General features: G+C 67.5%; 26 protein-coding genes. 3 read left to right on the top strand and 23 right to left on the bottom strand.

All coding sequences use genetic code 11. The features are described from left to right. The first annotated feature begins 58 nt into the window (after positions 1–58). Positions 59–1,288: an NAD(P)/FAD-dependent oxidoreductase gene (locus tag ACSQ86_RS20065; protein ID WP_436304779.1), complete on the top strand. Its 1,230-nt coding sequence runs from the start codon at positions 59–61 to the stop codon at positions 1,286–1,288. On the opposite strand, the gene ACSQ86_RS20060 is transcribed toward ACSQ86_RS20065, so the two are convergent. The 5 genes from ACSQ86_RS20060 to ACSQ86_RS20040 all read right to left on the bottom strand — a co-directional run bounded on the left by ACSQ86_RS20060 (position 1,289) and on the right by ACSQ86_RS20040 (position 4,846). Next, on the bottom strand, positions 1,289–1,510 hold the full coding sequence (locus ACSQ86_RS20060; protein WP_436304778.1) for a hypothetical protein: 222 nt from the start codon (positions 1,508–1,510) through the stop codon (positions 1,289–1,291). Between the two features lie 82 nt (positions 1,511–1,592). After that, a complete protein-coding gene (locus ACSQ86_RS20055; protein ID WP_436304776.1) occupies positions 1,593–3,053 on the bottom strand; it encodes an MFS transporter in 1,461 nt (486 codons plus the stop codon). Then, positions 3,050–3,583 (bottom strand): SRPBCC family protein, encoded by a 534-nt coding sequence (locus tag ACSQ86_RS20050; protein ID WP_436304775.1) that lies wholly within the window; start codon positions 3,581–3,583, stop codon positions 3,050–3,052. Before ACSQ86_RS20050 ends, ACSQ86_RS20055 begins: the two co-directional genes overlap by 4 nt. A gap of 15 nt (positions 3,584–3,598) precedes the next feature. Further along, entirely contained in the window at positions 3,599–4,393 is a 795-nt protein-coding gene (locus tag ACSQ86_RS20045; RefSeq protein WP_436304774.1) for an SDR family NAD(P)-dependent oxidoreductase, read from the bottom strand. 123 nt (positions 4,394–4,516) lie between these two features. After that, positions 4,517–4,846, bottom strand: a complete 330-nt coding sequence (locus ACSQ86_RS20040) for a thrombospondin type 3 repeat-containing protein (protein ID WP_436304773.1) — start codon at positions 4,844–4,846, stop codon at positions 4,517–4,519. A gap of 166 nt (positions 4,847–5,012) precedes the next feature. Between ACSQ86_RS20040 and ACSQ86_RS20035 the strand changes: the two genes are divergently transcribed. Continuing rightward, positions 5,013–5,201: a hypothetical protein gene (locus ACSQ86_RS20035; RefSeq protein ID WP_436304772.1), complete on the top strand. Its 189-nt coding sequence runs from the start codon at positions 5,013–5,015 to the stop codon at positions 5,199–5,201. Positions 5,202–5,307: 106 nt separating this feature from the next. Continuing rightward, positions 5,308–6,132 (top strand): alpha/beta fold hydrolase, encoded by an 825-nt coding sequence (locus ACSQ86_RS20030; protein ID WP_436309479.1) that lies wholly within the window; start codon positions 5,308–5,310, stop codon positions 6,130–6,132. Here the strand turns inward: ACSQ86_RS20030 and ACSQ86_RS20025 are convergent. The 18 genes from ACSQ86_RS20025 to ACSQ86_RS19940 all read right to left on the bottom strand — a co-directional run bounded on the left by ACSQ86_RS20025 (position 6,122) and on the right by ACSQ86_RS19940 (position 23,338). Then, positions 6,122–6,643, bottom strand: a complete 522-nt coding sequence (locus ACSQ86_RS20025) for a hypothetical protein (RefSeq protein ID WP_093103083.1) — start codon at positions 6,641–6,643, stop codon at positions 6,122–6,124. The genes ACSQ86_RS20030 and ACSQ86_RS20025 overlap by 11 nt on opposite strands. Positions 6,644–6,718: 75 nt before the next feature. Further along, positions 6,719–7,066, bottom strand: coding sequence for a monovalent cation/H(+) antiporter subunit G (gene mnhG, locus ACSQ86_RS20020; RefSeq protein WP_436304770.1), 348 nt, complete (start codon positions 7,064–7,066; stop codon positions 6,719–6,721). Next, the gene (locus ACSQ86_RS20015) at positions 7,063–7,341 is read right to left on the bottom strand and encodes a K+/H+ antiporter subunit F (protein ID WP_093103086.1); all 279 of its coding nucleotides are present in this window, start codon (positions 7,339–7,341) and stop codon (positions 7,063–7,065) included. The genes mnhG and ACSQ86_RS20015 overlap by 4 nt, the downstream gene beginning before the upstream one ends. Further along, complete coding sequence (locus ACSQ86_RS20010; RefSeq protein ID WP_436306326.1) at positions 7,338–7,829, bottom strand: Na+/H+ antiporter subunit E; 492 nt, start codon at positions 7,827–7,829, stop codon at positions 7,338–7,340. The genes ACSQ86_RS20015 and ACSQ86_RS20010 overlap by 4 nt, the downstream gene beginning before the upstream one ends. Continuing rightward, positions 7,829–9,535, bottom strand: a complete 1,707-nt coding sequence (locus ACSQ86_RS20005) for a monovalent cation/H+ antiporter subunit D (RefSeq protein WP_436304769.1) — start codon at positions 9,533–9,535, stop codon at positions 7,829–7,831. Before ACSQ86_RS20005 ends, ACSQ86_RS20010 begins: the two co-directional genes overlap by 1 nt. Beyond that, a complete protein-coding gene (locus ACSQ86_RS20000; RefSeq protein ID WP_436304768.1) occupies positions 9,532–9,885 on the bottom strand; it encodes a Na+/H+ antiporter subunit C in 354 nt (117 codons plus the stop codon). The genes ACSQ86_RS20005 and ACSQ86_RS20000 overlap by 4 nt, the downstream gene beginning before the upstream one ends. Next, positions 9,885–12,824 carry a monovalent cation/H+ antiporter subunit A gene (locus ACSQ86_RS19995; RefSeq protein WP_436309478.1) on the bottom strand — a complete coding sequence of 980 codons (2,940 nt, stop codon included), beginning with the start codon at positions 12,822–12,824 and terminating at the stop codon, positions 9,885–9,887. The genes ACSQ86_RS20000 and ACSQ86_RS19995 overlap by 1 nt, the downstream gene beginning before the upstream one ends. Positions 12,825–12,867: 43 nt before the next feature. Next, a complete protein-coding gene (gene crcB / locus ACSQ86_RS19990; RefSeq protein ID WP_436291006.1) occupies positions 12,868–13,245 on the bottom strand; it encodes a fluoride efflux transporter CrcB in 378 nt (125 codons plus the stop codon). A gap of 5 nt (positions 13,246–13,250) precedes the next feature. After that, positions 13,251–14,564 (bottom strand): TRAP transporter large permease, encoded by a 1,314-nt coding sequence (locus ACSQ86_RS19985; RefSeq protein WP_093103093.1) that lies wholly within the window; start codon positions 14,562–14,564, stop codon positions 13,251–13,253. Then, positions 14,565–15,098 carry a TRAP transporter small permease gene (locus ACSQ86_RS19980; RefSeq protein ID WP_093103095.1) on the bottom strand — a complete coding sequence of 178 codons (534 nt, stop codon included), beginning with the start codon at positions 15,096–15,098 and terminating at the stop codon, positions 14,565–14,567. Positions 15,099–15,101: 3 nt separating this feature from the next. After that, positions 15,102–16,070 carry a TRAP transporter substrate-binding protein gene (locus ACSQ86_RS19975; protein ID WP_093103096.1) on the bottom strand — a complete coding sequence of 323 codons (969 nt, stop codon included), beginning with the start codon at positions 16,068–16,070 and terminating at the stop codon, positions 15,102–15,104. Between the two features lie 173 nt (positions 16,071–16,243). Beyond that, positions 16,244–16,582, bottom strand: a complete 339-nt coding sequence (locus tag ACSQ86_RS19970; RefSeq protein ID WP_436309477.1) for a ComEA family DNA-binding protein — start codon at positions 16,580–16,582, stop codon at positions 16,244–16,246. A gap of 141 nt (positions 16,583–16,723) precedes the next feature. Then, the gene (gene lapB, locus ACSQ86_RS19965; protein ID WP_436304765.1) at positions 16,724–17,908 is read right to left on the bottom strand and encodes a lipopolysaccharide assembly protein LapB; all 1,185 of its coding nucleotides are present in this window, start codon (positions 17,906–17,908) and stop codon (positions 16,724–16,726) included. Then, positions 17,898–18,209, bottom strand: coding sequence for a LapA family protein (locus tag ACSQ86_RS19960; RefSeq protein WP_093103099.1), 312 nt, complete (start codon positions 18,207–18,209; stop codon positions 17,898–17,900). Before ACSQ86_RS19960 ends, lapB begins: the two co-directional genes overlap by 11 nt. Positions 18,210–18,241: 32 nt before the next feature. After that, positions 18,242–18,556 carry an integration host factor subunit beta gene (locus ACSQ86_RS19955; RefSeq protein WP_093103101.1) on the bottom strand — a complete coding sequence of 105 codons (315 nt, stop codon included), beginning with the start codon at positions 18,554–18,556 and terminating at the stop codon, positions 18,242–18,244. A 48-nt stretch (positions 18,557–18,604) separates the two neighbouring features. Beyond that, positions 18,605–20,290: a 30S ribosomal protein S1 gene (rpsA, locus tag ACSQ86_RS19950; protein ID WP_436304764.1), complete on the bottom strand. Its 1,686-nt coding sequence runs from the start codon at positions 20,288–20,290 to the stop codon at positions 18,605–18,607. A gap of 169 nt (positions 20,291–20,459) precedes the next feature. Further along, on the bottom strand, positions 20,460–22,457 hold the full coding sequence (locus ACSQ86_RS19945; protein WP_436309476.1) for a bifunctional 3-phosphoshikimate 1-carboxyvinyltransferase/cytidylate kinase: 1,998 nt from the start codon (positions 22,455–22,457) through the stop codon (positions 20,460–20,462). Between the two features lie 2 nt (positions 22,458–22,459). Beyond that, positions 22,460–23,338 (bottom strand): prephenate dehydrogenase, encoded by an 879-nt coding sequence (locus ACSQ86_RS19940; RefSeq protein WP_436304762.1) that lies wholly within the window; start codon positions 23,336–23,338, stop codon positions 22,460–22,462. Positions 23,339–23,344: the final 6 nt, after the last annotated feature.

The following is a 23,344-nucleotide window of genomic DNA, read 5'->3' as shown; positions in this document are numbered from 1 at the left end:
ATCCTAAGGGCGCGGCCCGCCGAGCGAGAATCTGCAGGCATCAACGAAAAAGCCAACCATGCATTCAAGCAGAGACATCGTGATCATCGGCGGCGGCCATGCCGCGGCACAGCTGTGCGCCGGCCTGGCGGAGGCGGGGCAGGGCGCCCGCGTGCACCTGGTGTGCGAGGAGAGCTCGATCCCCTATCACCGGCCGCCGCTGTCCAAGACCTTCCTCAAGAGTCCGGACGAGGCGCCGCAGCTCCACCGCGCCGAGGCGTGGTATGCCGAGGCCGGGATCACGATGCACCTGGGCGACCCGGCGCTTGTGATCGATCGCGCGGCGCGCACCGTCACGCTGCGTTCAGGCACCGTGCTCGGCTGGGAGCGGCTGGTGCTCGCGACCGGCACCCGCGCACGACGGTTGCCGGCGCTGGTGGGGCTGGAGAACGTCGCGCTGCTGCGTGCCGCCGATGAGGCCGCGCAGCTGCGCTCGATGCTGATGGCGGCAGAGCACGTCACGGTGCTCGGCGGCGGGTTCATCGGCCTCGAAGTGGCGGCGACGGCGCTGGCGCTCGGCAAGCGCGCGAGCGTTCTGGAAAGCGCGCCGCGGCTCTTGAGCCGGGCCGTGTCGCCCGCCTTGTCCGAGCATGTGCTCGCGACCCATCGCGCCGCGGGCATGGACATCCGCACCGGCGTGCAATGCGGCGCCTGGCAGACCGAGGGCCGGCGTCTCGCGGCGATCGAGCTCGACGGCGTGGCGCAGCCGGTCGACCTGATGCTGCTCGGCATCGGCGCCGTGCCCGAGACCGCGCTCGCGCAGGCCGCCGGGCTGGAGTGCGCCGATGGCATCGTGGTCGACGCCTACATGCAGACCAGCGACGAGGCCGTGCTCGCGGTCGGCGACTGCACGCGCTTTCCGGATCGGCGCGCAGGCCAGGCCTTGCGGCTGGAGTCGGTGCAGAACGCCAATGACCAGGCGCGCACGGCCGTCGCCACCCTGACCGGCGCGGCCCGTCCGCACGACGCGGTGCCGTGGTTCTGGTCGGATCAGGGCAGCCTGCGCTTGCAGATGGCCGGGCTGGTCCCCGCCGAAGGCACGGCCGGCGCGAGCATGGTGCGGCGCCCGGGCGCCAATCCGGCTTCGTTCTCGCTGCTGCACTACGTGGACGGCGTGCTGCGCTGCGTCGAGTCGGTCAATGCGCCGGTAGACCACATGATGAGCCGCAAGCTGCTGGAAGCCGGACGCAGCCCGGACCCGGCGGTTGCGGCAGACTCCGCCGTGCCCCTGAAGACGCACCTGGCCTGATCAGTTCGTCATGCTGCGGCGCCGCGGGGGCGCAGCGCTCCTGCGCAGCTCGGCATCCATCACGCGGGTTCCGGCCGCTAGCGCGGCCTCGTAAGTGTCGGCGTCGTATTCCGCCGATTTCAGAACCTTCCGCGGCGCGCCGTCGGTGTCGGTTTCGAGCAGCGTCCAGACGAAGGATCCGGGCGCCGGCTCATCGATGGTGAGTTTGATCGGATTTTTCATGGCCCACTCATCCTGGGCGCCGAGGTCCTCGATTTCTGTAGGCGAAGACCGATCGTCGCGCCGGTTACATCGACTGGCGGTTCTAGCTGGTGCGTGCGGCGCCGACCGGCTCTTTTTCCTCTTCGGTTTCGGGCGACAGCGATCCGGCACGCAGCAGCAAGGCGCCGAGCAAGGCCGCCGCGGCCGCGAAGACGGCGCCGACGATGAAGGCCACGTGATAGCCGCCATTGAGCGCGGCCAGCGCATGCGCCCCGGAGCCCGTGAGGCGGTCGGTGCGCGCCGAGGCAAGGCTCGCGAGCACCGCGAGGCCCAATGCGCCGCCCATCATGAAAGCCGTGTTGACGATGCCCGAAGCCAGGCCCGATTCGCTCGGCGCGACATCGCTCATCGCGACCAGCAGCATCGGGTTGAGCGCGATGCCGGCGCCGAGGCCGAGCAGCGTCATGCCTGGCATCACGTCGAGCAGGAAGCTGCCGTCCACCGGCGCGCGCGCGAACAGCGCCAGTCCCGCGGCCGCCAGCAGCAGCCCGAACGCGAGCGGCCCGCGGTTGCCGAAGCGCATCACCAGCTTGGCCGAGAGGCCGAGCGAGAAGACTGCCATGATGAGGTTGGCCGGCAGGAAGGCGAGGCCGACCTGCATCGGGCTGTAGCCCAGCACCAGCTGCAGGTAGAGCGCCGAGATGAAGAACCACGCGAACATCGCGGCGGCCCACAGCACGCCCATCACGTTGGCGACGGCCACGTTGCGCAGGCGGAACAGGCGCAGCGGCATCAGCGGATGGCGCACGCGCGCCTCGATGGCGATGAAGACCGCCAGCAATGCCGCCGCGATGCCGAGCAGGCCCAGCGTCTGCGTCGAAGTCCAGCCGATCTCGTTGCCGTTGACGATTGCATACACCGCCAGCATCAATGAAAGCGTGACGGTCACCGCGCCGCCGACGTCGAGCTTCTCGCCGGCCGCATGCCCGGGCAGGTGCGGCAGCAGCGCGAGGCACAGCGCATAGACCGCCACACCGATCGGCAGGTTGACGAGAAAAATCCAGTGCCAGCTGAGGGCGTCGGTCAGGAGGCCGCCCAGCAGCACGCCGATGCTGCCGCCGCCGGCGCACACGAAGCCGTAGACGCCCATCGCCTTGGCGCGTTCGGCCGGTTCGGTGAACAGGTTCATGATCAGCGAGAGCGCGACCGCCGAGACCACCGCGCCGCCCAGGCCCTGCACCGCGCGCGCGGCGACCAGCAGGGCTTGCGAGTTCGAGAGACCGCAGGCCAGCGAGGCGACGGTGAACAGCGTGATGCCGAGCAGGAACAGCCGCCGATGCCCGAACAGGTCGCCCAGCCGGCCGCCCAAGAGCAGGAAGCCGCCAAAGGTGAGCATGTAGGCGTTCACCACCCAGACCAGCGAGGTCTCGGTGAAGCCGAGGTCGGTGCGGATCGAGGGCAGCGCCACGTTCACGATCGTGGTGTCCAGCACGATCATCAGGACGCCGAGGCAAAGGACCATGAGCGCCAGCCAGCGCCGGCGACCTTCGATGTGCTGGCTCATCCTTGCTTCTCCGCGGCCGTCTTGAGGTTGCCGAGGCCGGTCTCGAAGTCCTTGCCGACCATCGTGTCCATGTCGAAGAACACCTGCATGAGCTTCGCCATGTAGGGATTGGGCCCGTACATCGCCCAGGTCAGCTTGGTGGCATCGCCCTCGGGCTGCATCGTGAATTCGGCGGTGTTGTGGGACTCGAAGGGCTTGCTGAAGTCGAGCTGGATCTTGACGCGTGACGCCGGCGCGACCTCCGTGATCTCCATGCGTCCGGCGCCGGCCTTGCCTTCGCCTTCCCATGCGTACACGGCGCCCTTGCCGCTGGGCGGGCCGCTCAAGGTTCTTTTCATTCCCGGCTCCAGGTTCTCGTAGGGCGACCAGGCGCGCCAATTGCGGAAGTCGCTGATGAGGGGAAGGATTTTTCCCGGCGGCGCCTTGATGGTGGTGCTGCGCTCGACGCGGAAGGTGTCGGGCTTGGTGGCCGCCCACCCGAGCAATGCGGCCAACAGGACGACGATGGCGATGACGATGGTCTTGAGCATGAAAAAAATCTCCGTTCAATCGACGAGAAAGCCGCAGCTGAGGTTGGCGACGGTGCCGGTGATGGCGCCGGCGTAGCCGGAGGCCAGGAACACCGCCGTGTTCGCCACCTCGTCCAGCGTCGGCAGACGTTTCAGCAACGTGCCGGTGGCCGCGCCTGCGAGCATCTGGTCGATGCTGAGGCCGGCGCGTTCGGCCAGCGGACGGAACACCTCACGCGTGTGCGAAGTCGCCACCGCCTCGGGAATCGCATGGGGCCGCATGCAGACGACGCGGATGCCCTGCGCGCCGAGCTCGCCGGCCAAGTGGCGGGACAGCGCCTCGACCGCTGCGCTCGCCACGCAGTTTCCCATGTAGCCGGGCCCCGGCAGGCGGGCGCCTGGCGTCGAGAGGGTGAGGATCACGCCCGAACCCTTCTTCGCCATGTGCCGCGCCACGGCCTGCGCGGTGATGAAGTTGCTGCGCGTGTAGATGGTGATCGGGTATTCGTAGTCCTGCAGCGACAGGTCTGCGAAGGGCGTGCCCTGGACGTGTGCAACGCCGATGGCATTCAATGCGATGTCAATGCCGCCGGCCTTCTGCGCCACGGCATCGGCATGCCGGTCGACCGCTTGCGCATCGAGGGCATCGACCACCGCGCTTTCGGCCGTGCCGCCCGCGGCCTCGATGTCCGCTGCGACGCCTTCGAGGCGGGCCAGCGTGCGGCCGGCGAGAAACACCTTGGCGCCTTCTCGGGCGAAGGCGCGTGCGACGGCACCGCCGACGGCGCCTCCGGCGCCGTGGATCACTGCAGTCTTGTTGGCGAGCAGCATGCGTATCTCCTCGGGTTTGTGTACACCATCCACAAACCTTAGCAGAGATACTGGACGGTGTCCACATGCACCGTCTACGAGTATTCGGAACGCCGTCGAGCGCCGTCGCCGGCGCGAGGCTACCTAGTAGCGATAGGGGTTGTTCGGGCGGCGGTCGTAGCGATTGGGCACGCCGTCACCGTCGCGATCGCGGTCATAACGGTTCGGTATGCCGTCGCGGTCGTTGTCCCCCCAGCCGCGGCGGCGGGAATCCCAGCGATCGTCGCCGTGCCAGCGCTGCTGCGGCTGGCCGTAATAGGGCTGCCCGTAGTAAACCTGCGGCGGCGGAGGCGGCGCCGGAACCACGATCACGCGGTGCGGATAGCGCTCGCCGTATTCAGCATGGGCCGGAGCCGTGATCGCGCCGAGCGACAGCAGGGCGGCGGCGCCAAGAGTGAAAGTGATCTTTCTCATGCGAGCTCCTTGTGCTTGGAAGGAGCCTTCATCGTGCTCCTGCCATGTGAAGTAGGCGTAAGGCACGAGCGAAATCTTGTATAGCCCTGTGTCGCCCCGGTGTTGTCCCTGCCAGGCTTAACGCCGGCTCTGCAAGTTTTGCTTACATGTAGTTAGAATGTATTACATGAACACCGAGCGCGACAACTTCCACGACTGGGCACGAGACAAGCCGGACACCTCGTTCGACACGCTCGCGCGACCCGACCTGGACGATGCCCCGGAGCACCGTGCCGTGCGTTGGGGCCGGCTCGTGGTTCTGGCGCTGCTGGGGGTGGCGCTCATCGTCGGCTTCAAGTGGCTCGCGGGACTTTAAGTCTCCCCAAAGTCATAGAGCGGCACTACTCTTCCTGCGGTTCTTCTGAACCCTGTCGGCGTCTACGCTTGGCAAGGCGTCGCATCACAACCGCGGAGAGCAAACCATGAGCAACACCATCACCGTCCAAGACGGCACGCAGATCTACTACAAGGACTGGGGCACGGGCCAGCCGGTCGTTTTTTCGCACGGCTGGCCGCTGACGGCCGACGCCTGGGACGCCCAGATGGTGTTCCTCGGCGAGCGCGGCTTTCGCGTCATCGCTCACGACCGGCGCGGCCACGGCCGCTCCAGCCAGCCCTGGAACGACAACGACATGGACACCTACGCCGACGACCTGGCCGAGCTGATGAACAAGCTCGACATCAAGGACGCGGTGATGGTGGGCCATTCCACCGGCGGCGGCGAGGTGACGCGCTACCTCGGCCGCCACGGCACGAAGCGCGTCGCCAAGGCCGTGCTGCTGGGCGCCGTGCCGCCGCTGATGCTGAAGACGGCGGCCAATCCGGGCGGCCTGCCGCTCGAGGTCTTCGACGGCATCCGCGCCGGCGTCACGGCCGACCGCTCGCAGTTCTTCAAGGACCTGACCGCACCTTTCTACGGCGCCAACCGGCCCAACGCCAAGGTCTCGCAGGGCTTGCGAGATTCGTTCTGGCTGCAGGGCATGATGGGCGGGCACAAGGGCCTGCTGGATTGCATCAAGCAGTTCTCGGAAACCGACTTCACCGAAGACCTCAAGAAGATCGACGTGCCGACCCTGATCGCGCATGGCGACGACGACCAGATCGTGCCGATCGGCGCCTCGGCCATGCTGTCGTCCAAGCTGGTCAAGGGCTCGACGCTGAAGATCTACCCGGGCCTTTCGCACGGCCTGGCCAGCACGCACGCCGAGCAGTTCAACGCCGACCTGCTGGCTTTCATCAAGGGCTGAGCTCTCCGGTAGCTGCGACCGCCAGTCGGTTCGCGGCACGCAGGCGGCGCACCTGCAGGAAGGCGCCGATCAGGAACAGGATGAAGATCGGGCCGATGACCTTCTGCAGGCCGGGATCGTCGGCGTTGGCGAACACCGGAGATCCCAGTGGCACGCGCGTGAAGGTCTCGGTCACGCCGGGAATCATGTGGAAGAAGAAGGTGAGCGAATAGCTCACCACTTCCACATAGGCCGACGCCTTGCCGAAGGCACGCGAGCGGCCGGCCAGTACCGCAATGCCCAGCACCACGAGCGTGGCGATGCCCAGCACATGCGGCTTGCCGAAGCCGCCGTGCTGGAAGATGCCGAAGCCGGTCAGGCAGGTCAGGACGGTGGTCCACAGGTAGACCTGCCCCGCGCGGGTCGCCAGGGTGATTTGTTTGTAGCGGAAGAAGGCCACGATGCCCGCGGCGACCGCGAGGAGGCTGATGGCGGTGTGCACGACACCGAGCGGCGTGAGGCCGTAGAACATGGCGCGCTCCTGGGATTGAGTCCCGCGAGCGTAGCGATTAAGCCGTCCGAAGCCCAGCCCCTTGATGGAATGGCGCTAGGTGGGCGGCGGAATGTCGCCGCCCTTCTGGCGCTCGCGGAACAGCGCGGCGCGCATCAGGAAGATGGTCGTGACCGGCGCCGTGAGGGCGACGAAGAGCGCGATCAGCACCGCGTGCAGGAACAGGTTTGCGCCCTGCACGGAGAAGTAAATGATGGTGGCCAGCGTGATGCTCCACACGCCGAGCGTCGCACCGAGCGTGGGCGCATGGATGCGGTGAAAGAAGGTTGGCAGCCGCACCAGCCCGAAGGAGCCGATAGCGGCAAAGGCGGCGCCCAGCACGGTGAATACCGCGGCCAGGATCTCGGCCCAAAGCGGCAGCGGGCCCACGATGAAGTCGCTCATTCGATCACCTCGCCGCGCAGCAGGAACTTCGCGAGCGCGGTCGAGCCGACGAAGCCGAACAGCGCGATCAGCATCGCCGCCTCGAAGTAGACATTGCTCGCATAGACGATGCCGAGCACCAGCATCATCAGCATGCCGTTGATGTAGAGGCAGTCGAGCGCCATCACGCGGTCTTGCGCGGTGGGGCCGACGAGCAGGCGCGCCAGTGCGCACAGCATGGCCACCGCAAGCAGCAGCAGCGCCAGCTTGAGGGCCCAGAAGAGCACGGGGGTCATGATTCGAAGATCTCCATCAGCGGGCGCTCGTAGCGCGCCTTGATCGTGGCGACGAAGGCTGCTTCGTCCTCGACGTCAAACGCGTGGATCAGCAGCGTGGAGCGGTCGAGCGAGATCTCGCCCCAGGCCGTGCCCGGCGTGAGGCACAGGATCATCGCCAGCACCGCCAGCGCATTGGGATCGCGCAGTTGGAGCGGCACGCGCACGAAGCGTGGCGACATGCCGCTGCCGCGCCGCGTGAGCAGCAGCCGGGCCACGGTCAGGGCCGAATGGACGAGGTCCAGCGCGACGACGCCGGCGAGCCGCAGCGCCAGCCCCGGACGGCGCATGCGCACCGTGGCGGGCCTGAGGCTCTGGGTCAGGATCGGGACCGCGATCGCGAGGATGGCCGCCAGCAGCAGCGTCGCTGCATCGAGCGACTGGTTCAGCAGCAGCCACACGACGAAGAGTGCCAGCGACAGCGGCGGCGAGGGAAGCCAGCGTTTGATCATCGTGCGCTGCCTCCTGCTTGCGTGGTGGGGCCCGGGAGCTGCCGCGCGCCGAGCACGGCCTCGCGGTAGGCGGCGGGCGAACGCAGGCCTTCGGCCGTGGCGGCGGCGTGCCGCATCACCGGCTCGGCCGCGAGCGTCAGCGCGAGGCAGGCCGCCAGCAGCGCCGCCACCGGCAGCACTTCGACCGCAGGCAGCGAAGGCAGGGTGGCGTGCGGCTGGGTCCAGAAGTGGCGGATGCCGGTGCGGCTCAGGGCGATCAGCGAAAGAAAACCCGAGACGATCAAGAGCGCGATGAAGGCCCAGCCCGCCGGCGTGATGCCTTGTTCCGCGCCGAGCAGGCCCGAGAGCATCGCGAACTTGCCGACGAAACCCGACAGCGGCGGCAGTCCTGCCAGCAGCAGCGTGCAGCCGACGAAGCCGAGGCCGAGGAAGGCGATGCCGGCCGGGATGGCGCGGCCGTAAAGCGCTTGCGCATCGTCGTCGAGATTCACGTCGTCCAGGCGACTCAAGTCTTCCGAGAGAAAGGGTGCATCGCCGGCCGCCTCGTGCGGCGCGACGCTCATGCCTGCATTGCGCCAGCGCTCGATCATGTCGATCAGGAGAAAGAAGGCGCTGGCCGCCAGCGTGGACGTCAGCAGGTAGTAGAGCGCACCCGCCCACACCGCCGGCTGCCCGAGTCCGATGGCGGCCAGCAGCGTGCCGGCGGAGATCAGCACGCTGAAGCCGGCAAGGTTGGACAGCCGCTGGGTGCCGACAATGCCGAGTGCACCGACGAACAGCGTGGCCAGCCCGGTCGCGACCAGCACGGCCTGCCCGAACTGCGCCGAAGCACCGGTGTCGGGCGCGAACAGCACGGTCCAGAGCCGAAGCACCGTGTAGACGCCGAGCTTGGTGAGGAGCGCGAACACCGCGCCGACCGGCGACACGGCGGCGCTGTACGCCGGCACCAGCCAGAAGTTGAGCGGCCAGGCCCCGGCCTTGGCGAAGAAGGCGGTCGCGAGGATGGCCGCGGCCGCATGCACCAGGCCGCGATCGGCCGGCGCGAGCTGCGCAATGCGCATGCCGAGGTCGGCCATGTTGAGGGTGCCGGTCACGCCGTAGAGCAGCGCTGCGCCCACGAGGAACAGCGACGAGGCCGCGAGGTTGATGGCCACGTAGTGCAGGCCGGCCTGCACGCGCAGCCGGCCGGAGCCGTGCAGCAGCAAACCGTAGGAGGCGGCGAGCATCACTTCGAAGAAGACGAAGAGGTTGAACAGGTCGCCGGTCAGGAAAGCACCGTTGAGTCCCATGAGCTGCAGCTGCAGCAACGGATGGAAGTGCACGCCGGCCCGGTCCCAGCGCGAGGTCGAGTAGATCGAGGCGGCGAAGGCGACGACGCCGGTGAGCGCCACCATCATCGTCGAGAGCCGATCGGCCACCAGCACGATGCCGAAGGGTGCACGCCAGTTGCCCGGCAGGTAGACGCCGATCGAGCCTGCGCCGCTGCCGGTGTCGGCGGCGTTGACCCAGCGAAGCAAGGCCAGCGCGGCCAGGAGGCCGACCAGGCCGGAGACCACGCTCAGGAAAGACTTGGTGCGCCGGCGCTGTTCGCCCAGGAGCAGCATCAGCGCGGCCGTGAACAGGGGCAGCAGGATCGGCACCGCCACGAGATGCGGCATGCCGAGCTCGAGCAGGTGGTCGAGGAAGCGGAAGAGGCCTGTCATTCCTGCGGCTCCTTGCGCTCTTCGCCGTCCACGTGGTCGGTGCCGCTGAGCCCGCGCGAGGCCAGCAGCACGACCAGGAACAGCGCGGTCATCGCGAAGCCGATCACGATCGCGGTGAGCACCAGCGCCTGCGGCATCGGATCGGCGGTGTTGGCCAGCGTGGCGGCGAAGCCCGGGATCAGCACCGGTTCGCTATCGATCTTGACGCGGCCCATGCTGAAGATGAACAGGTTCACCGCATAGGAGATCAGCGTGAGGCCCATGATCACCTGGAAGGTGCGCGGGCGCAGCAGCAAGTAGACGCCGGAGCCGGCGAGTACACCGATGGCGATGGCGAGCACGGCCTCCATCAGGCGGCGCCTTTCGCATCGGCCGCGGCGCGCTCGGCTTCTTTCTCGGCTTGTTCGTCAGCCCAGCGGTGACTGCGGATGGACTGATGGGCCAGCGCGGTGAGGATCAGCATGGTCGCGCCCAGCACCAGCGCGAACACGCCGATGTCGAAGAACAATGCGCTCGGCACGTGCACCTCGCCGAGCACCGGCAGGTGCAGGTGCGCGGTGTGCGTGGTGAGGAAGGGATAGCCGAACAGCACCGCGCCCGAGCCGGTGGCCAACGCGAGCAGCAGGCCGATCGCGATCCAGCGCCGCGGGTAGATGCGCAGGTGTTCTTCCACCCACTCGGCGCCGGAGACGATGAACTGCAGCACCAGCGCCACCGACATCACCAGCCCGGCGACGAAGCCGCCACCCGGCTGGTTGTGACCGCGCATGAAGAAGTAGATCGACACCAGCACCGAGAGCGGCAGCAGGAAGCGCACGAGCACGGCCGGCACCATGAGGTAGCCGACGGCGGTGTCCTGGGCACGGCGCGGGTTCAGCAGGTCGCTGCTGCCGTCGTCGGTCTGCGCGCGCTGCTGCGCGGGCAGGGCCATGGACTCGGGCGCCGGCCGGAAGCGGCGCAGCAGTGCATAGACGGCGAGGGCGACGATGCCGAGCACTGCGATCTCGCCGAAGGTGTCGAAGCCGCGGAAGTCAACCAGCATCACGTTGACCACGTTGGTGCCGCCGCCCTCAGGCAGGGCGCGCTCGAGGAAGAAGGGCGAAATGCTTTGGGGGAAGGGGCGCGTCATCACGGTCCAGGCCAGCGCGGCCATGCCGCATCCGGACAGTGCCGCAATAGTCAAGTCGCGCCCGCGCCGCCCCCAGAGCCGGATTCGCACCAGTGCGGGCTGCGGCTTGGCGGTGCGCATCGGCAGCCAGCGCAGGCCCAACAGGATCAGCACCACGGTCACGGTCTCCACCACCAGCTGCGTGAGCGCGAGGTCGGGCGCCGAGAACCAGATGTAGGTGGTGCAGCACACCAGGCCCGCGCCCGAGGCCAGCATCAGCGAGGCCAGCCGGTGGAACTTGGCCTGCCAGGCGGCGGCCAGCGCGCAGATGCCGCCGATGACCCAGGTCATCGCGAACATGGTCGAGAAGGGCAGCAGTTCGCGCGTTCCGCGCTCGGCAGGCGTGAGCCACAGCGAGGCCGCCGCGCCGGCGAGGGCGACGACGACCAGCAGCAGCAACTGCATTTGCAGCCGCCGCGTGCCGAAGAGGCGCCGGCTGCGCCGGCCGGCTTCGCTGAGGCGCGCGAGCAGGTTCTCGAACATGCGCTGGCCGTCGAAGCGATGCAGCAGCGGCGTGTACTCGAGATCGCCGCGGGCGCGTCCGCGCCGCTGCAGCATGTAGAGTCCCGTGCCGCCCGCGAGCGCGACGAAGCTCATCAGGAGCGGCGTGTTGAAGCCGTGCCACACGGCCAGGCTGTATTCGGGCAGCACGCCGCCGACCACCGGCGTCGCTGCCGCGGCGAGGAAGGCGCCCACCGACCAGGCCGGCGCCACGCCGACCACGAGGCAGGTCAGCACCAGCAGTTCGACCGGCACGCGCATCCAGTGCGGCGGTTCGTGCGGCTGCTTCGGCACGTCGGGGCCGGGGGACGGGCCGAAGAACACGTCGAACACGAAGCGCGCCGAATAGGCCACGCTGAACACGCCAGCCAGCGTCGCGATGACCGGCAGGCTCAAGTTGACCCAGGGGGTGGCCTGGATGAACACGGTCTCGGCGAAGAACATCTCCTTGGAGAGGAAGCCGTTGAGCAGCGGCACGCCGGCCATCGAGGCGCTGGCGATGATCGCCAGCGTGCCGGTGATGGGCATCAGCCGGAGCAGGCCGCTCAGCTTGCGGATGTCGCGCGTGCCGCTCTCGTGGTCGATGATGCCGGCCGCCATGAAGAGCGAGGCCTTGAAGGTCGCGTGGTTCATGACGTGGAACACGGCCGCGACGGCGGCCAGCGGGCTGTTGAGCCCGAGCAGCAGCGTGATGAGCCCGAGGTGCGAGATGGTCGAGTAAGCGAGCAGCGCCTTGAGGTCGCGCTGGAACATCGCGACATAGCCACCCAAGAGCAGCGTGGCGGCGCCCGCACCGCTCACGAGCCAGAACCAGGCCTCGGTGCCGGAGAGCACCGGCCACAGCCGCGCCATCAGGAACACGCCCAGCTTCACCATGGTGGCCGAGTGCAGGTAGGCGGAAACGGGCGTGGGCGCCGCCATCGCGCGCGGCAGCCAGAAGTGGAAAGGGAATTGCGCGCTCTTGGTGAAGGCGCCGAGCAGCACCAGCACCAGCACCAGCGGATAGAGCCGGTGCGCACGAATCTCCTCGCCCGAGGCCAGCACCACGTCGAGTTCGTAGCTGCCGACGATGCGGCCCAGCACCAGCACGCCCGCGAGCAGGCACAGGCCGCCCGCGCCCGTGACCGTGAGCGCCATGCGCGCGCCGCGCCGCGCGTCGCGCCGGTGGTGCCAGTAGCCGATGAGCAGGAAGGAGAACAGGCTGGTGAGCTCCCAGAACAGCACCATCTGGATCAGGTTGCCCGAAAGCACCACGCCGACCATCGCGCCCATGAAGGCGAGGAAGAAGGCGAAGAAGCGCGGCACCGGGTCCGAAGGCGACATGTAGTACCGCGCGTAGAGCACGACCAGCGTGCCGATGCCGAGCACCAGCATGCAGAACAGCCAGGCGAAGCCGTCCATGCGGAACACGAGGTTGAGGCCGAGCGCGGGCAGCCACGCGATCTCCTCGCGGATCACATTGCCGTCGGCGAGTTGCGGGAAGAGCCATGCAGCCTGCACCGCGCAACCCAGCGCGACCAGGCCCGCCAGCGTCGACTCCCGGTTGCGTGCATCCGACGGCAGCAAGGCCGCGAGCACGCTGGCAACAAAGGGCAGTGCGACGAGGAGGACAAGGGGCATCGCGATCGATTCTATCGAGCGCCCCTCGGAGAAAGCCCTCGAATCAGCCGGCGAACTGCTGCACCGTGCGAATGCCCATCCAGGTGAGGACCAGCGAGCCGCAGACATGCAGCGCCGCCGTGCCGAAGGCCAGCGCGAGCCGGTCCTGCATCAGCATCGCGATCACCTCGGCGGAGAAGCTGGAGAAGGTGGTGAGCCCGCCGAGAAAGCCGGTGATCAGCAGCAGGCGCCAGACCGGGTCGAGTTGCGGTATGGCCTGGAACATGGCGACCGCAACGCCGACCAGATAGCCGCCGATGAGGTTGGAGGCAAGCGTGCCGTAGGGAATCGACGCGCCGGGGGTGCTGAGCCAGAGCCCCAGCCCCCAGCGTGCCAGTGCGCCCAGCGAGGCGCCGACGCAGATCGCGAACACCGGCAGCACGGCGCCTACTTCTCGACGCCCATCACCGCGTTGGGCAACACGGTCACGATGCCCGGGAACAGCGTGATCAGCGCGATGCACAGCACCAGGCAGAAGAAGAAGGGGATCGCGGCCTTGGCGATCACGTTGCTGTCCTTGCCGGTCATGTTCTGCAGCACGAACAGGTTGAAGCCCACCGGCGGCGTGACCTCCGCGATCTCGACCAAGAGCACCACGAAGATGCCGAACCAGACGAGGTCGAAGCCGGCCTTCTGCACCATGGGCAGCACCACGGCGGCCGTGAGCACGATCATGCTGATGCCGTCGAGCGCGGTGCCAAGCACCAGGTACACCACCACCAGCGCGCCGATCAACGCATAGGGCGAGAGGTGCATGCCGTCCACCCACTCGGCCAGCTGCATCGGGATGCCGGTGAAGGCCATGGTCTTGGTGAGGAAGGCGGCGCCGGCCAGGATGAACATGATCATGCAGCTGGTGCGCGTGGCGCCCATGATCCCGTCCTTGAAGTTCTGCCAGGTAAGGCTCTTGCCCCACGCCGCGATGGCCAGCGAACCCAGCACGCCGAAGGCCGCGCACTCGGTGGCCGTGGCCCAGCCCGCGACCAGCACCCATACGATGAAGACGATCAGCAATCCGCAGGGAATCAGGTTGCCCGAGAGGCGGATCTTTTCCCTGAAGCCGGTCGGCGGATCGGCCGGCGGCACCTTGTCGGGGTTGCGCAGGCTCCACCAGCCGATGTAGCCCGAGAACAGCAGCATCAACAGGAAGCCCGGCAGGAAGCCGGCCAGGAAGATGCGGATGATCGAGGCGTCGGCCGCCACCGCATAGACCACCATGGTGATCGAGGGCGGGATCAGGATGCCGAGCGTGCCGGCGGTCGCGAGCGAGCCGATGGCCAGCTTCTCGTTGTAGCCGCGGCGCTTGAGTTCGGGCAGCGCGACCTTGGCGATGGTCGCGCAGGTCGCGGCCGACGAACCCGAGACCGAGCCGAACACGCCGCAGCCGAGGATGGTGGTGTGCATCAAGCGGCCCGGCACGCGGTTGAGCCAGGGGCGCAGGCCTTCGAACATCTCTTCGCTGAGCTTGGTGCGAAACAGGATCTCGCCCATCCAGATGAAGAGCGGCAGCGCCGCGAGCTCCCAGCTGGCATTGCTTTCCCAGAAGGCCGAGAACAGGTTCTTGCCGGGCAGCGTGTTGGTGAAGAAGGCCTGGCCGACCCAGCCGACGATGGCCAGCGTCATCGCGATCCAGACGCCGCCGGCCAGGAGCAGCAGCATGATGGCGAGCAGCAGCGCGCCCATGAGGAGGGTATCGAGCATCTAGATATCCGAGGAGAAGTCGCCGGCCGCGTGCCGTTCTTCGACTGCGCGCTGGTAGCTCGGCTTCTCGCCGCGCACCACGCCGACCAGTTCGTCGATCATCGCGACGAGCAGCAGCCAGCAGCCGATCACGAAGGTCGATTGCGGAATCCAGATCGGGATGACCAGGAGGCCGGTCGCCATCTCGGCGAATTCGTAGCTCTCCCAGGTGAAGCTGGTGGCCCAGTAGGTGAGGTAGGCCACCGAGACCGCGGCGATCAGCAAACACGTGACGTCGAGCACGCGCCGCATCTTGAGCGGCACGGCATCGAGCAGCAGCGTCACGCGCACGAAGTCGCCGTGGCGGAAGGCATGGGCCATCGCGAAGAAGGAGGCCGCGGCGCAGAGCCAGGACACCGCATCGTTGAGCCCGCTCACATGCCAGTTCATCTGGCGGCCGACGCCGGCCACGACCATCAGCACGAAGATCAGGAACACGCAGAACGCGCCGAGCGCACCTGCGCCGCCGTACAGACGATCGAGGAATCGGCGCATGTCTTATTTCTTCTTGTAGGCGTCGACGATCGCTTGGCCATCGGCGCCGGTGGCCTTGAGCCAGTCGGCCTGCATGATGCCGCCGACCTGGCGCATGTCGGCATCGAGCTTGGGCGAAGGCTTGTGGATCTTCATGCCGCGCTCGGCCAGCAGGCGCTTGTATTCGTCGTTCTTTTCCTGGGCGACCTTCCAGCCGCGTGCCTCGGCGTCGGCCGCGACCTTGGTCACTGCGGCCTTGGTGGCGGGGTCGAGCGCGTCGAAGGCCTTGGCATTGACCAGGATCGCGTTCTTCGGGATCCAGGCCTGCGTGTCGTAGAAGTTCTTGATGTGCTCGTAGGTCTTGGTGTCGTAGCCGGTCGAGCCGGAACTCATGTAGCTTTCGATCACGCCCGTGGCCATCGCCGCGCTCAGCTCAGCCTGCTGGATCTGCACCGGCTGCGCGCCGATCAGTTCGGCGATCTTGGCCGTGGCGGGGCTGTAGGCGCGCCACTTGATGCCGCGCAGGTCGGCGACGGAGCCGATTTCCTTCTTCACGTAGATGCCCTGAGGTGCCCATGGCACCATGAACAGCACCTTGATGCCCTGTGCGGCCAGCAGCTTCTCCATGGCGGGCTTGGAAGCCTCGTAGAGTTTCTTCGCTTCGGGATAGGTGGTCGCAAGGAAGGGCACGCCGTCGAGCGCGTAGATCGGGTTCTCGTTGGCGAAATTGGCCAGCAGGATCTCGCCGGCCTGGGCCTGGCCGCTTTGCACGGCGCGCTTGATTTCGGGCGCCTTGAACAGCGATGCGTTCGCATGCACGGTGATCTTGAGCTTGCCGCCGGTGGCGGCGTCGACGTCCTTCGCGAACTGCGTGATGTTCTCGGTGTGGTAGTTGGTGGCCGGGTAGGCGGTGGGCAGGTCCCACTTGGTTTGCGCCAACGCTGCTGCGCCGAGGGTCAGGCCAGCGAGGGCAATGCCGAACTTGTGATTCATGGGCTCTCCAGAACGTACGAAAGTAAAAAGGCGACGGGGAGCATACGTGCAAATATCGGGCCATCGCGTGGGGCTTTCCCCTGCCGTAGGCGCATGGCCGACGCCTCGGCGCGAATGAAAAAGCCGCCCGTAGGCGGCTTTGGATCAGCGCGGCGAACCGCGGCGGAGATGGTTCAGGGCTTGGCGTCGGCCTTCTTGGAGGCGCCGTCGGCCTTGGGGGGCTCGGACTTCGCGACCTTGGCCGCAGGTGCCGCGGCGCCCGCGAAGCTCTGGCCATTGACGGTCAGCCCTTCGGCAGACAGCGTGGCGGCCGCCTTCTCCTTCACGCCCTTGACCCGGCTCATGAGGTCCGGCCAGTCCTTGAACGCGCCTTGCTTGCGTGCTTCGATGATGCGCTTGGAGAGCGCGGGGCCCACGCCCCTGAGCGCATCGAGCTCTGCGTCCGTCGCCTTGTTGACATCGACTGCTGCCCAGGAGGCGGTCGCAACGAGCATGGCCATGATGGCCAACATTACTTCAGCATCTTGAGATTCCCTGACATTGTTGTGAAAGGGATGCCGGGGCATCCCGCCGCACGCGGCATGCGCACGGCGCGGGTTTCAACGGCAGGTTCTGAGCTGCGGTTGACGCCTCTGCGACGAAGTCAGAATTGATCAGAGCTCTTCGACGCGCCGGGGCGGGTAGCTGTCCCAGGCCTGGCAGCCGGGGCAGTGCCAGAAATGCTGATGGGCTTCGAAGCCGCAGGCTGCGCAGCGGTAGCGCAGCAGCGGCCGCGTGGCCTGGTCGAGCGCGCGTTGCACCTGCGGATGGAACTGCTCGTGCGTGAAGTGCTCGCTCGACAGCCAGCGGGACGCCGCCACGAGGGAGGGCTGGTGGGCCAGGTGCGCGATGTAGCCGTCGCGCGGTTCCGGCGCCGCTGGCGCGCTGGACGTGGTGTCCTCCGGCAGCACCGGCGCGCCGCCCAAGGCCATGATTGCCTCGAGCACGTCGATCGAGGGCGATTCTGCATAGCGGCGCTGGAGCAGGATCAGCGCCTCGCCCGCGCGCTGCGAAGCGACCGAGGCCTGCTGCAGCATCGCCGCGTAAAGAGGCAGCGCCAGCGGCGCGTTCTCGCTGAGGGCGGCGAGCGTTTCGAAGGCCTTGGCGGAGTCGCCGTTGCGCAGTTGCAGCGTGGCCGTGTCGATGGCCGGCCGCGGCGCCTGCGGCGCCAGCGCGACCGCCTGCTCCAGCAACTGCGCTGCGGCGTTCAGGTCGCCGGCCGCCGCCTGCTCGGCGGACTGCTCGCAGAGGTGATGGGCCCGGCGCACGCCGTAGCTGGCCTGCTCGGTCTCGTCGAGCTTCTGCGCCACTGCGGCGGCTTGCGCCCATTCGCGCGAGCGTTCGTAGATGGCGAGCAGGGCGAGCCGGGCCTCGTTCTCGTAGCGCGTGCCTTCGAGCTTCTGCAGCGCGGCTTCGGCGCGGTCGAGCAGGCCGGCGCGCAGGAAGTCCTGCGCCAGCGCATGCTGCGCGCGATCGCGGTCGGCGCGGCTCAGGTCGCCGCGGCCCAGCAGGTGCTCGTGCACGCGCACAGCACGCTGGTATTCGCCGCGGCGGCGAAACAGGTTGCCCAGCGCGAAGTGCAGTTCCTGGGTGTCGGGGTCGTTCTGAACGGCTTCGATGAAGGCATCGATGGCCTGGTCCTGCTGCTCGTTGAGCAGGAAGTTGAGGCCGCGAAAGTAGGCCTTGGGCGCCTGCCGGTTCTCGATGCGCAACTGCCTGAGATCGAAACGCGAGGCCAGCCAGCCGAGGACGAAGGCGAGGGGCAGGCCGAGCAGCAGCCAGCTGAAATCAAAGTCCATGTTGGCGTACGGCGGGAAGGTCGGTGGCGGCGGCCGCCGGGGCAGGGGCTGCCGTGACGGGCGAGACCGGCGCCGCGGGCAGCTGCGCCGCGGCGCTGCGGTGCTTCCACCAGCCCGGCAGCATGCCGAGCGCGCCGACCACGAGTCCGCCGGCAAAGGCCGCAAGCACCACCAGCACGAGCGGGGCGCGCCAGTGGGTGCCGAAGAAGAAGTAGACGGTGGCGTCGTGCTGGTTGTTCAGCGCGAAGGCGAAGAGGGTAAAAAAAATGGCTGCCTTGAGCAGCCACAGGAGGTATTTCATGCGCGTCCCCGTTGGCGGGGGAATTCTATGCTTCAGGCTTCGCGTTTCTGCGCGTCGAGTTCGGCCGTGCGGGCGTCGACCGCCTCGCGCAGCGCCTTGCCCGGCTTGAAGTGCGGCACCCGCTTTTCGGGAATCTGCACGCTCTCGCCCGACCGCGGATTGCGGCCGATGCGCGGCGGACGCCGGTTCACCGTGAAGCTGCCGAAGCCGCGGATCTCGATGCGGTGCCCGCGCACCAGCGCGTCGCTCATCGCATCAAGAATGGTCTTGACGGCGTATTCGGCGTCGCGGTGCGTCAGTTGAGCGAAGCGCGCCGCCAATTCTTCGACAAGGTCAGAACGAGTCATAAACCACAGAAGGACACGGTGAGCAACGCTCACCGTGTTTTCCTCTGTTTACTTGTCGTTGTTGTCGAGCTTGGCGCGCAGCAGAGCACCCAGGCTGGTCGTGCCCGCGTTCTCGCGTGCCGACTGCTGGCTCAGGCTGGCCATCGCGCCTTGCTCGTCGACCATGTCCTTCTGCTTGATCGACAGCTGGATGTTGCGGGTCTTGCGATCCACGTTGACCACCACGGCCGTGACTTCGTCGCCTTCCTTGAGCACGTTGCGTGCATCTTCCACGCGGTCGCGGGAGATTTCGCTGGCGCGCAGATAGCCGATGATGTCCTCACCGAGGTCGATCTCGGCGCCGCGGGCGTCCACGGTCTTGACCTTGCCGGTCACGATCTGGCCCTTGTCGTTCACCGTGGTGAAGGTGGTGAACGGGTCGCTGTCGAGCTGCTTGATGCCGAGGCTGATGCGCTCGCGGTCGACGTCCACGGCCAGCACGATCGCTTCGACTTCCTGGCCCTTCTTGTAGTTGCGCACGGCGGTTTCGCCGGGCTCGTTCCACGAGAGGTCGGACAGGTGCACCAGGCCGTCGATGCCGGCAGCCAGGCCGACGAACACGCCGAAGTCGGTGATCGACTTGATCGGGCCCTTGACGCGGTCGCCGCGCTTGGTGTTCTGCGCGAATTCCTGCCACGGGTTGGCCTTGCACTGCTTCATGCCCAGGCTGATGCGGCGCTTGTCTTCGTCGATCTCGAGGACCATGACTTCGACTTCGTCGCCCAGCGAGACGATCTTGTTCGGGGCGATGTTCTTGTTGGTCCAGTCCATTTCGGAGACGTGCACCAGGCCTTCGATGCCGGGCTCGAGCTCGACGAAGGCGCCGTAGTCGGCGATGTTGGTGACCTTGCCGAACAGGCGCGTGCCTTGCGGGTAGCGGCGCGAGACGCCCATCCACGGGTCGTCGCCCATCTGCTTGAGGCCCAGCGAGACGCGGTTCTTCTCGGTGTCGAACTTGAGGATCTTGGCGGTGATTTCCTGGCCGGCCTGCACCACTTCGCTCGGGTGGCGAACGCGGCGCCATGCCATGTCGGTGATGTGCAGCAGACCGTCGATGCCGCCGAGGTCGACGAACGCACCGTATTCGGTGATGTTCTTGACGACGCCGCGCACGACTGCGCCTTCCTTCAGCGTTTCCATCAGCTTGGCGCGCTCTTCGCCCATGCTGGCTTCGACCACGGCGCGGCGCGAGAGCACCACGTTGTTGCGCTTGCGGTCGAGCTTGATGACCTTGAATTCGAGGGTCTTGTTCTCGTAGGGGGTCAGGTCCTTGATCGGACGCGTATCGATCAGCGAGCCCGGCAGGAACGCGCGGATGCCGTTGACCAGGACGGTGAGACCGCCCTTGACCTTGCCGCTGGTGGTGCCGGTGACGAAATCGCCGGATTCGAGTGCCTTCTCGAGAGCGAGCCACGAAGCCAGACGCTTGGCGGTGTCGCGCGAGAGGATGGTGTCGCCGTAGCCGTTTTCAACGCTGCCGATGGCAACGGAAACGAAATCGCCGGCCTGGACTTCGAGTTCGCCCTTGTCGTTCTTGAACTCCTCGATCGGCACGTAGGCTTCGGACTTGAGGCCTGCGTTGACCACGACGTGGTTGTGTTCGACACGCACGACTTCGGCGGTGATGACCTCGCCGGTGCGCATTTCGGAACGCTTCAGGGATTCTTCGAACAGGTCGGCAAAAGATTCAGACATTGAGTTTTCCTTCCGTCACGCAGGGTTTGCAGTCGCAAATGCAATATCGCGGGCGACTGCGTCGGATCTGGAGACGGCGGTTGTTGGGCTTGGGGCCCGGTTGAGGTTGAACAACCAGCAGGCCGGTGCGCTGTCGCGCGGCGGGGACCTGCTGGACCGAAACGCCTTTTCAAGAAGACTTGAAAGGCTGTACTTCCTGCCACCAGTCCAGCACCCGGTCGACCGATTGCTCGATCGAAAGAAGGGAGTTGTCCAGGAGGCGGGCATCAGGCGCCGGCTTCAGCGGCGCGACGCTGCGGGACGAATCCCGAAGGTCACGCGCTTCCAGGTCGGCGCGAAGACCGTCGATTGTAGTCGAAATACCCTTTGAAATCAACTGCTTATGACGCCGGTCGGCGCGCTGGGCGGCGTTCGCGGTCAGGTAGACCTTGAGCGGGGCGTCGGGGAAAACGACGGTGCCCATGTCGCGGCCGTCGGCCACCAGGCCGGGCAGGCGCCGGAAGCTCTTTTGCAGCGTCATCAGCGCATCGCGCACGGCCGGCAGCGCCGACACGCGGGAGGCGTCCATGCCGGCGGCCTCGGTGCGGATGGCATCGCTCACGTCTTCGCCGGCCAGCACGATCTTGCCTTCGCTGAAGCGAAGGGGCAGGGTGCGGGCGAGCGTGGCAATCTGTGCCTCATGCGCGGCATCTGCGCTGAGCCCCGCGCGGCGCATCGCGAGACCGGTCACGCGGTAGAGCGAACCCGAATCCAGGTAGTGATAGCCGAGCCGGTGCGCCAGCTCGAGGGCCAGCGTTCCCTTGCCGGAGGCGGTGGGGCCGTCGACGCAGATCACCGGCACTTCGACGGCCTCGGCCACCGAGAACAGGGTCTCGAAATAGTCGGGGAAGGTCTTGGCGACGCACTGCGGCTCGAGGATGCGCAGCGGTACGCGGGCCGGATTGAAGGCCGCGAGCGAGAAGCACATCGCCACGCGGTGGTCGTCGTAGGTACGGATGCTGGCCGCGCGCCAGCCGGCCGCGGCCAGCGGGTGCACGCGGATGAAGTCGGGGCCGTCCTCGACCGTGGCGCCCAGCTTGCGCAGCTCGTTGGCCATGGCGTCGATGCGGTCGGTTTCCTTGACGCGCCAGCTCGCAATGTTGCGGAGCAGGCAGGGGCCGTCGGCATAGAGCGCCATCACCGCGAGCGTCATCGCCGCGTCGGGAATATGGTTGGCGTCGATGTCGATGGCTTTGAGCGGCCAGGCGCCACGCGAGACTTCGAGCCAGTTGGGGCCGCTGTCGACGCGCGCGCCCATCTGACGGGCGGCTTCGACGAAGCGGATGTCGCCCTGGATCGAGCCGGCGCCGACGCCTTCGATGCGGATGCCCGCGCCGCTCGCGATCGCACCGAGCGCGATGAAATAGCTGGCCGAGGACGCATCGGCCTCGACGTGGATGTCGCCGGGTGAACGGTAGCGGCTGCCCGCGGGAATCGTGAAGCGCTGCCAGCCGTCGCGCCGGACCTCGATGCCGAAGCGCGCCAGCAGGTTGAGCGTGATCTCGATGTAAGGTTTGGAAATCAGCTCGCCGATCACCTCGATCACGATGTCGCGCTGCGCTGCGGCCAGCGGCAAGGCGAGCAGCAGCGCGGTGAGGAACTGGCTGGAGACGTCGCCGCGCACGCGGATCGGCGTTTCGAGCTGCAGAGCATCGAGGGCCACCGGATGAATGTGCAGCGGGGGATAGCCGGGGTTGCCGGTGTAGTCGATGCGGCAGCCGAGCTGGACCAGCGCGTCGACCAGATCGCCGATCGGCCGCTCGTGCATGCGCGGCACGCCGCGCAGTTCGAAATCGCCGCCGAGCAGGGCGAGGGCTGCGGTCAGCGGACGCATCGCGGTACCGGCGTTGCCGAGGAACAGCGAAGCGCCCGGCGTCTGCGGCTTGCCGTCGAGGCCGTCGATGCGCAGCGCATTGCCGGTTCGCTCGATGCGGCAGCCGAGCGCGGCCAACGCATCGAGCATCACGCGGGTGTCGTCCGAATCCAGCAGGTCGTGCACCGTGGTCGTGCCGTCGGCGAGCGCCGCCAGCAGCAGCACGCGGTTGGAGATGCTCTTGGAGCCGGGAAGCCTGACGGTACCGCCGGCGGCGACGAGCGGCGGGATGTCGAGGAAAGGTGTTTCGAACATGGTCAGTCGGGCGAAGCGGCCGCGCCCGGATGCCATTTGCTGCGAACGCGGCTGGCTGCCGCGATCGCGTCTTCCAGGCCCTGCGCATCGCCCGCGTTCATCAAGGCCTCGAACTGCGACAGTGCCGCGCGAAAGGCCAGCGAATGCTGCAATACCTGATCGCGATTGGCCAGCAGGACGTCGCGCCACATGGCCGGATCGCCGGCCGCGATGCGCGTGAAGTCGCGAAAACCGGGACCCGCCAGCTCCAGAAAGCGATGGCCGTCGGGCTGGGCGGTGATGGCTTTGACGAATGCGAACGCGAGCAGGTGCGGCAGGTGGCTGACGGCCGCGAAGGCGCTGTCGTGCGCTTCGGCCGTCATCGTCACGACCTTGGCGCCCACCCCCGTCCAGACCTGCGTCGCGCGCTGCACGTTGGAGCGCCGCGTGGCCTTGATCGGCGTGAGTACGACCTGGCGCCCGGCATACAGGCCGGCATCGGCATGCTCGACGCCGGAGAGCTCCTTGCCGGCGATCGGGTGCGCGGGGACGAAGGCGCCGAGCTGGTCCTGCAGGCCGCGCCGCGCGGCCTCGATCACGTCGCCCTTGGTCGAGCCCACGTCCATCACCAGCATCTGGTCGGTGATGCCGTGGCGGATCGCCTTGAAGGTGGCTTCCGAAGCGCCCACCGGAACGGCAATCAGCACCAGGTCGGCACCCGACACCGCGAGCAGGGCGGACGGCGCGGCCACGTCGATCACGCCCAGCTGGCGCGCACGTTCCGTGGTCGATGGCGACTTGCTGTAGCCGACCACGCGCTTGACCAGCCGCGCGCGCTTGAGCGCCAGCGCGAAGGAGCCGCCCATCAGGCCGCAGCCGATCAAGCCGAGCTGTTCAAACATGGGCGG

This window comes from Variovorax sp. LjRoot130, assembly GCF_964253755.1.
GTDB lineage: Bacteria > Pseudomonadota > Gammaproteobacteria > Burkholderiales > Burkholderiaceae_C > Variovorax.
This window is presented reverse-complemented; position numbering and strand designations above follow the sequence as displayed.

Bases quoted from the DNA above. Each gene is read 5' to 3' on its own strand.
- ACSQ86_RS19975 (WP_093103096.1), bottom strand. From the start codon at position 16,070: ATGAATCACAAGTTCGGCATTGCCCTCGCTGGCCTGACCCTCGGCGCA.
- ACSQ86_RS20000 (WP_436304768.1), bottom strand. From the start codon at position 9,885: ATGGAGGCCGTGCTCGCCATCGCCATCGGTGTACTCGCCGGCTCCGGC.
- ACSQ86_RS19985 (WP_093103093.1), bottom strand. From the start codon at position 14,564: ATGCTCGATACCCTCCTCATGGGCGCGCTGCTGCTCGCCATCATGCTG.
- ACSQ86_RS20015 (WP_093103086.1), bottom strand. From the start codon at position 7,341: ATGACCCCCGTGCTCTTCTGGGCCCTCAAGCTGGCGCTGCTGCTGCTT.
- ACSQ86_RS20045 (WP_436304774.1), bottom strand. From the start codon at position 4,393: ATGCTGCTCGCCAACAAGACTGCAGTGATCCACGGCGCCGGAGGCGCC.
- mnhG (WP_436304770.1), bottom strand. From the start codon at position 7,066: ATGAGCGACTTCATCGTGGGCCCGCTGCCGCTTTGGGCCGAGATCCTG.
- ACSQ86_RS19945 (WP_436309476.1), bottom strand. From the start codon at position 22,457: ATGTTCGAAACACCTTTCCTCGACATCCCGCCGCTCGTCGCCGCCGGC.
- ACSQ86_RS19940 (WP_436304762.1), bottom strand. From the start codon at position 23,338: ATGTTTGAACAGCTCGGCTTGATCGGCTGCGGCCTGATGGGCGGCTCC.
- rpsA (WP_436304764.1), bottom strand. From the start codon at position 20,290: ATGTCTGAATCTTTTGCCGACCTGTTCGAAGAATCCCTGAAGCGTTCC.
- ACSQ86_RS20050 (WP_436304775.1), bottom strand. From the start codon at position 3,583: ATGCTCAAGACCATCGTCATCGCCATCGTCGTCCTGTTGGCCGCATTG.
- ACSQ86_RS20005 (WP_436304769.1), bottom strand. From the start codon at position 9,535: ATGACAGGCCTCTTCCGCTTCCTCGACCACCTGCTCGAGCTCGGCATG.
- ACSQ86_RS20055 (WP_436304776.1), bottom strand. From the start codon at position 3,053: ATGAGCCAGCACATCGAAGGTCGCCGGCGCTGGCTGGCGCTCATGGTC.
- ACSQ86_RS20030 (WP_436309479.1), top strand. From the start codon at position 5,308: ATGAGCAACACCATCACCGTCCAAGACGGCACGCAGATCTACTACAAG.
- ACSQ86_RS20065 (WP_436304779.1), top strand. From the start codon at position 59: ATGCATTCAAGCAGAGACATCGTGATCATCGGCGGCGGCCATGCCGCG.
- lapB (WP_436304765.1), bottom strand. From the start codon at position 17,908: ATGGACTTTGATTTCAGCTGGCTGCTGCTCGGCCTGCCCCTCGCCTTC.
- ACSQ86_RS20040 (WP_436304773.1), bottom strand. From the start codon at position 4,846: ATGAGAAAGATCACTTTCACTCTTGGCGCCGCCGCCCTGCTGTCGCTC.
- ACSQ86_RS20035 (WP_436304772.1), top strand. From the start codon at position 5,013: ATGAACACCGAGCGCGACAACTTCCACGACTGGGCACGAGACAAGCCG.
- ACSQ86_RS19970 (WP_436309477.1), bottom strand. From the start codon at position 16,582: ATGTTGGCCATCATGGCCATGCTCGTTGCGACCGCCTCCTGGGCAGCA.
- ACSQ86_RS19955 (WP_093103101.1), bottom strand. From the start codon at position 18,556: ATGACTCGTTCTGACCTTGTCGAAGAATTGGCGGCGCGCTTCGCTCAA.
- ACSQ86_RS19960 (WP_093103099.1), bottom strand. From the start codon at position 18,209: ATGAAATACCTCCTGTGGCTGCTCAAGGCAGCCATTTTTTTTACCCTC.
- ACSQ86_RS19995 (WP_436309478.1), bottom strand. From the start codon at position 12,824: ATGCCCCTTGTCCTCCTCGTCGCACTGCCCTTTGTTGCCAGCGTGCTC.
- ACSQ86_RS19980 (WP_093103095.1), bottom strand. From the start codon at position 15,098: ATGCGCCGATTCCTCGATCGTCTGTACGGCGGCGCAGGTGCGCTCGGC.
- ACSQ86_RS20060 (WP_436304778.1), bottom strand. From the start codon at position 1,510: ATGAAAAATCCGATCAAACTCACCATCGATGAGCCGGCGCCCGGATCC.
- ACSQ86_RS20025 (WP_093103083.1), bottom strand. From the start codon at position 6,643: ATGTTCTACGGCCTCACGCCGCTCGGTGTCGTGCACACCGCCATCAGC.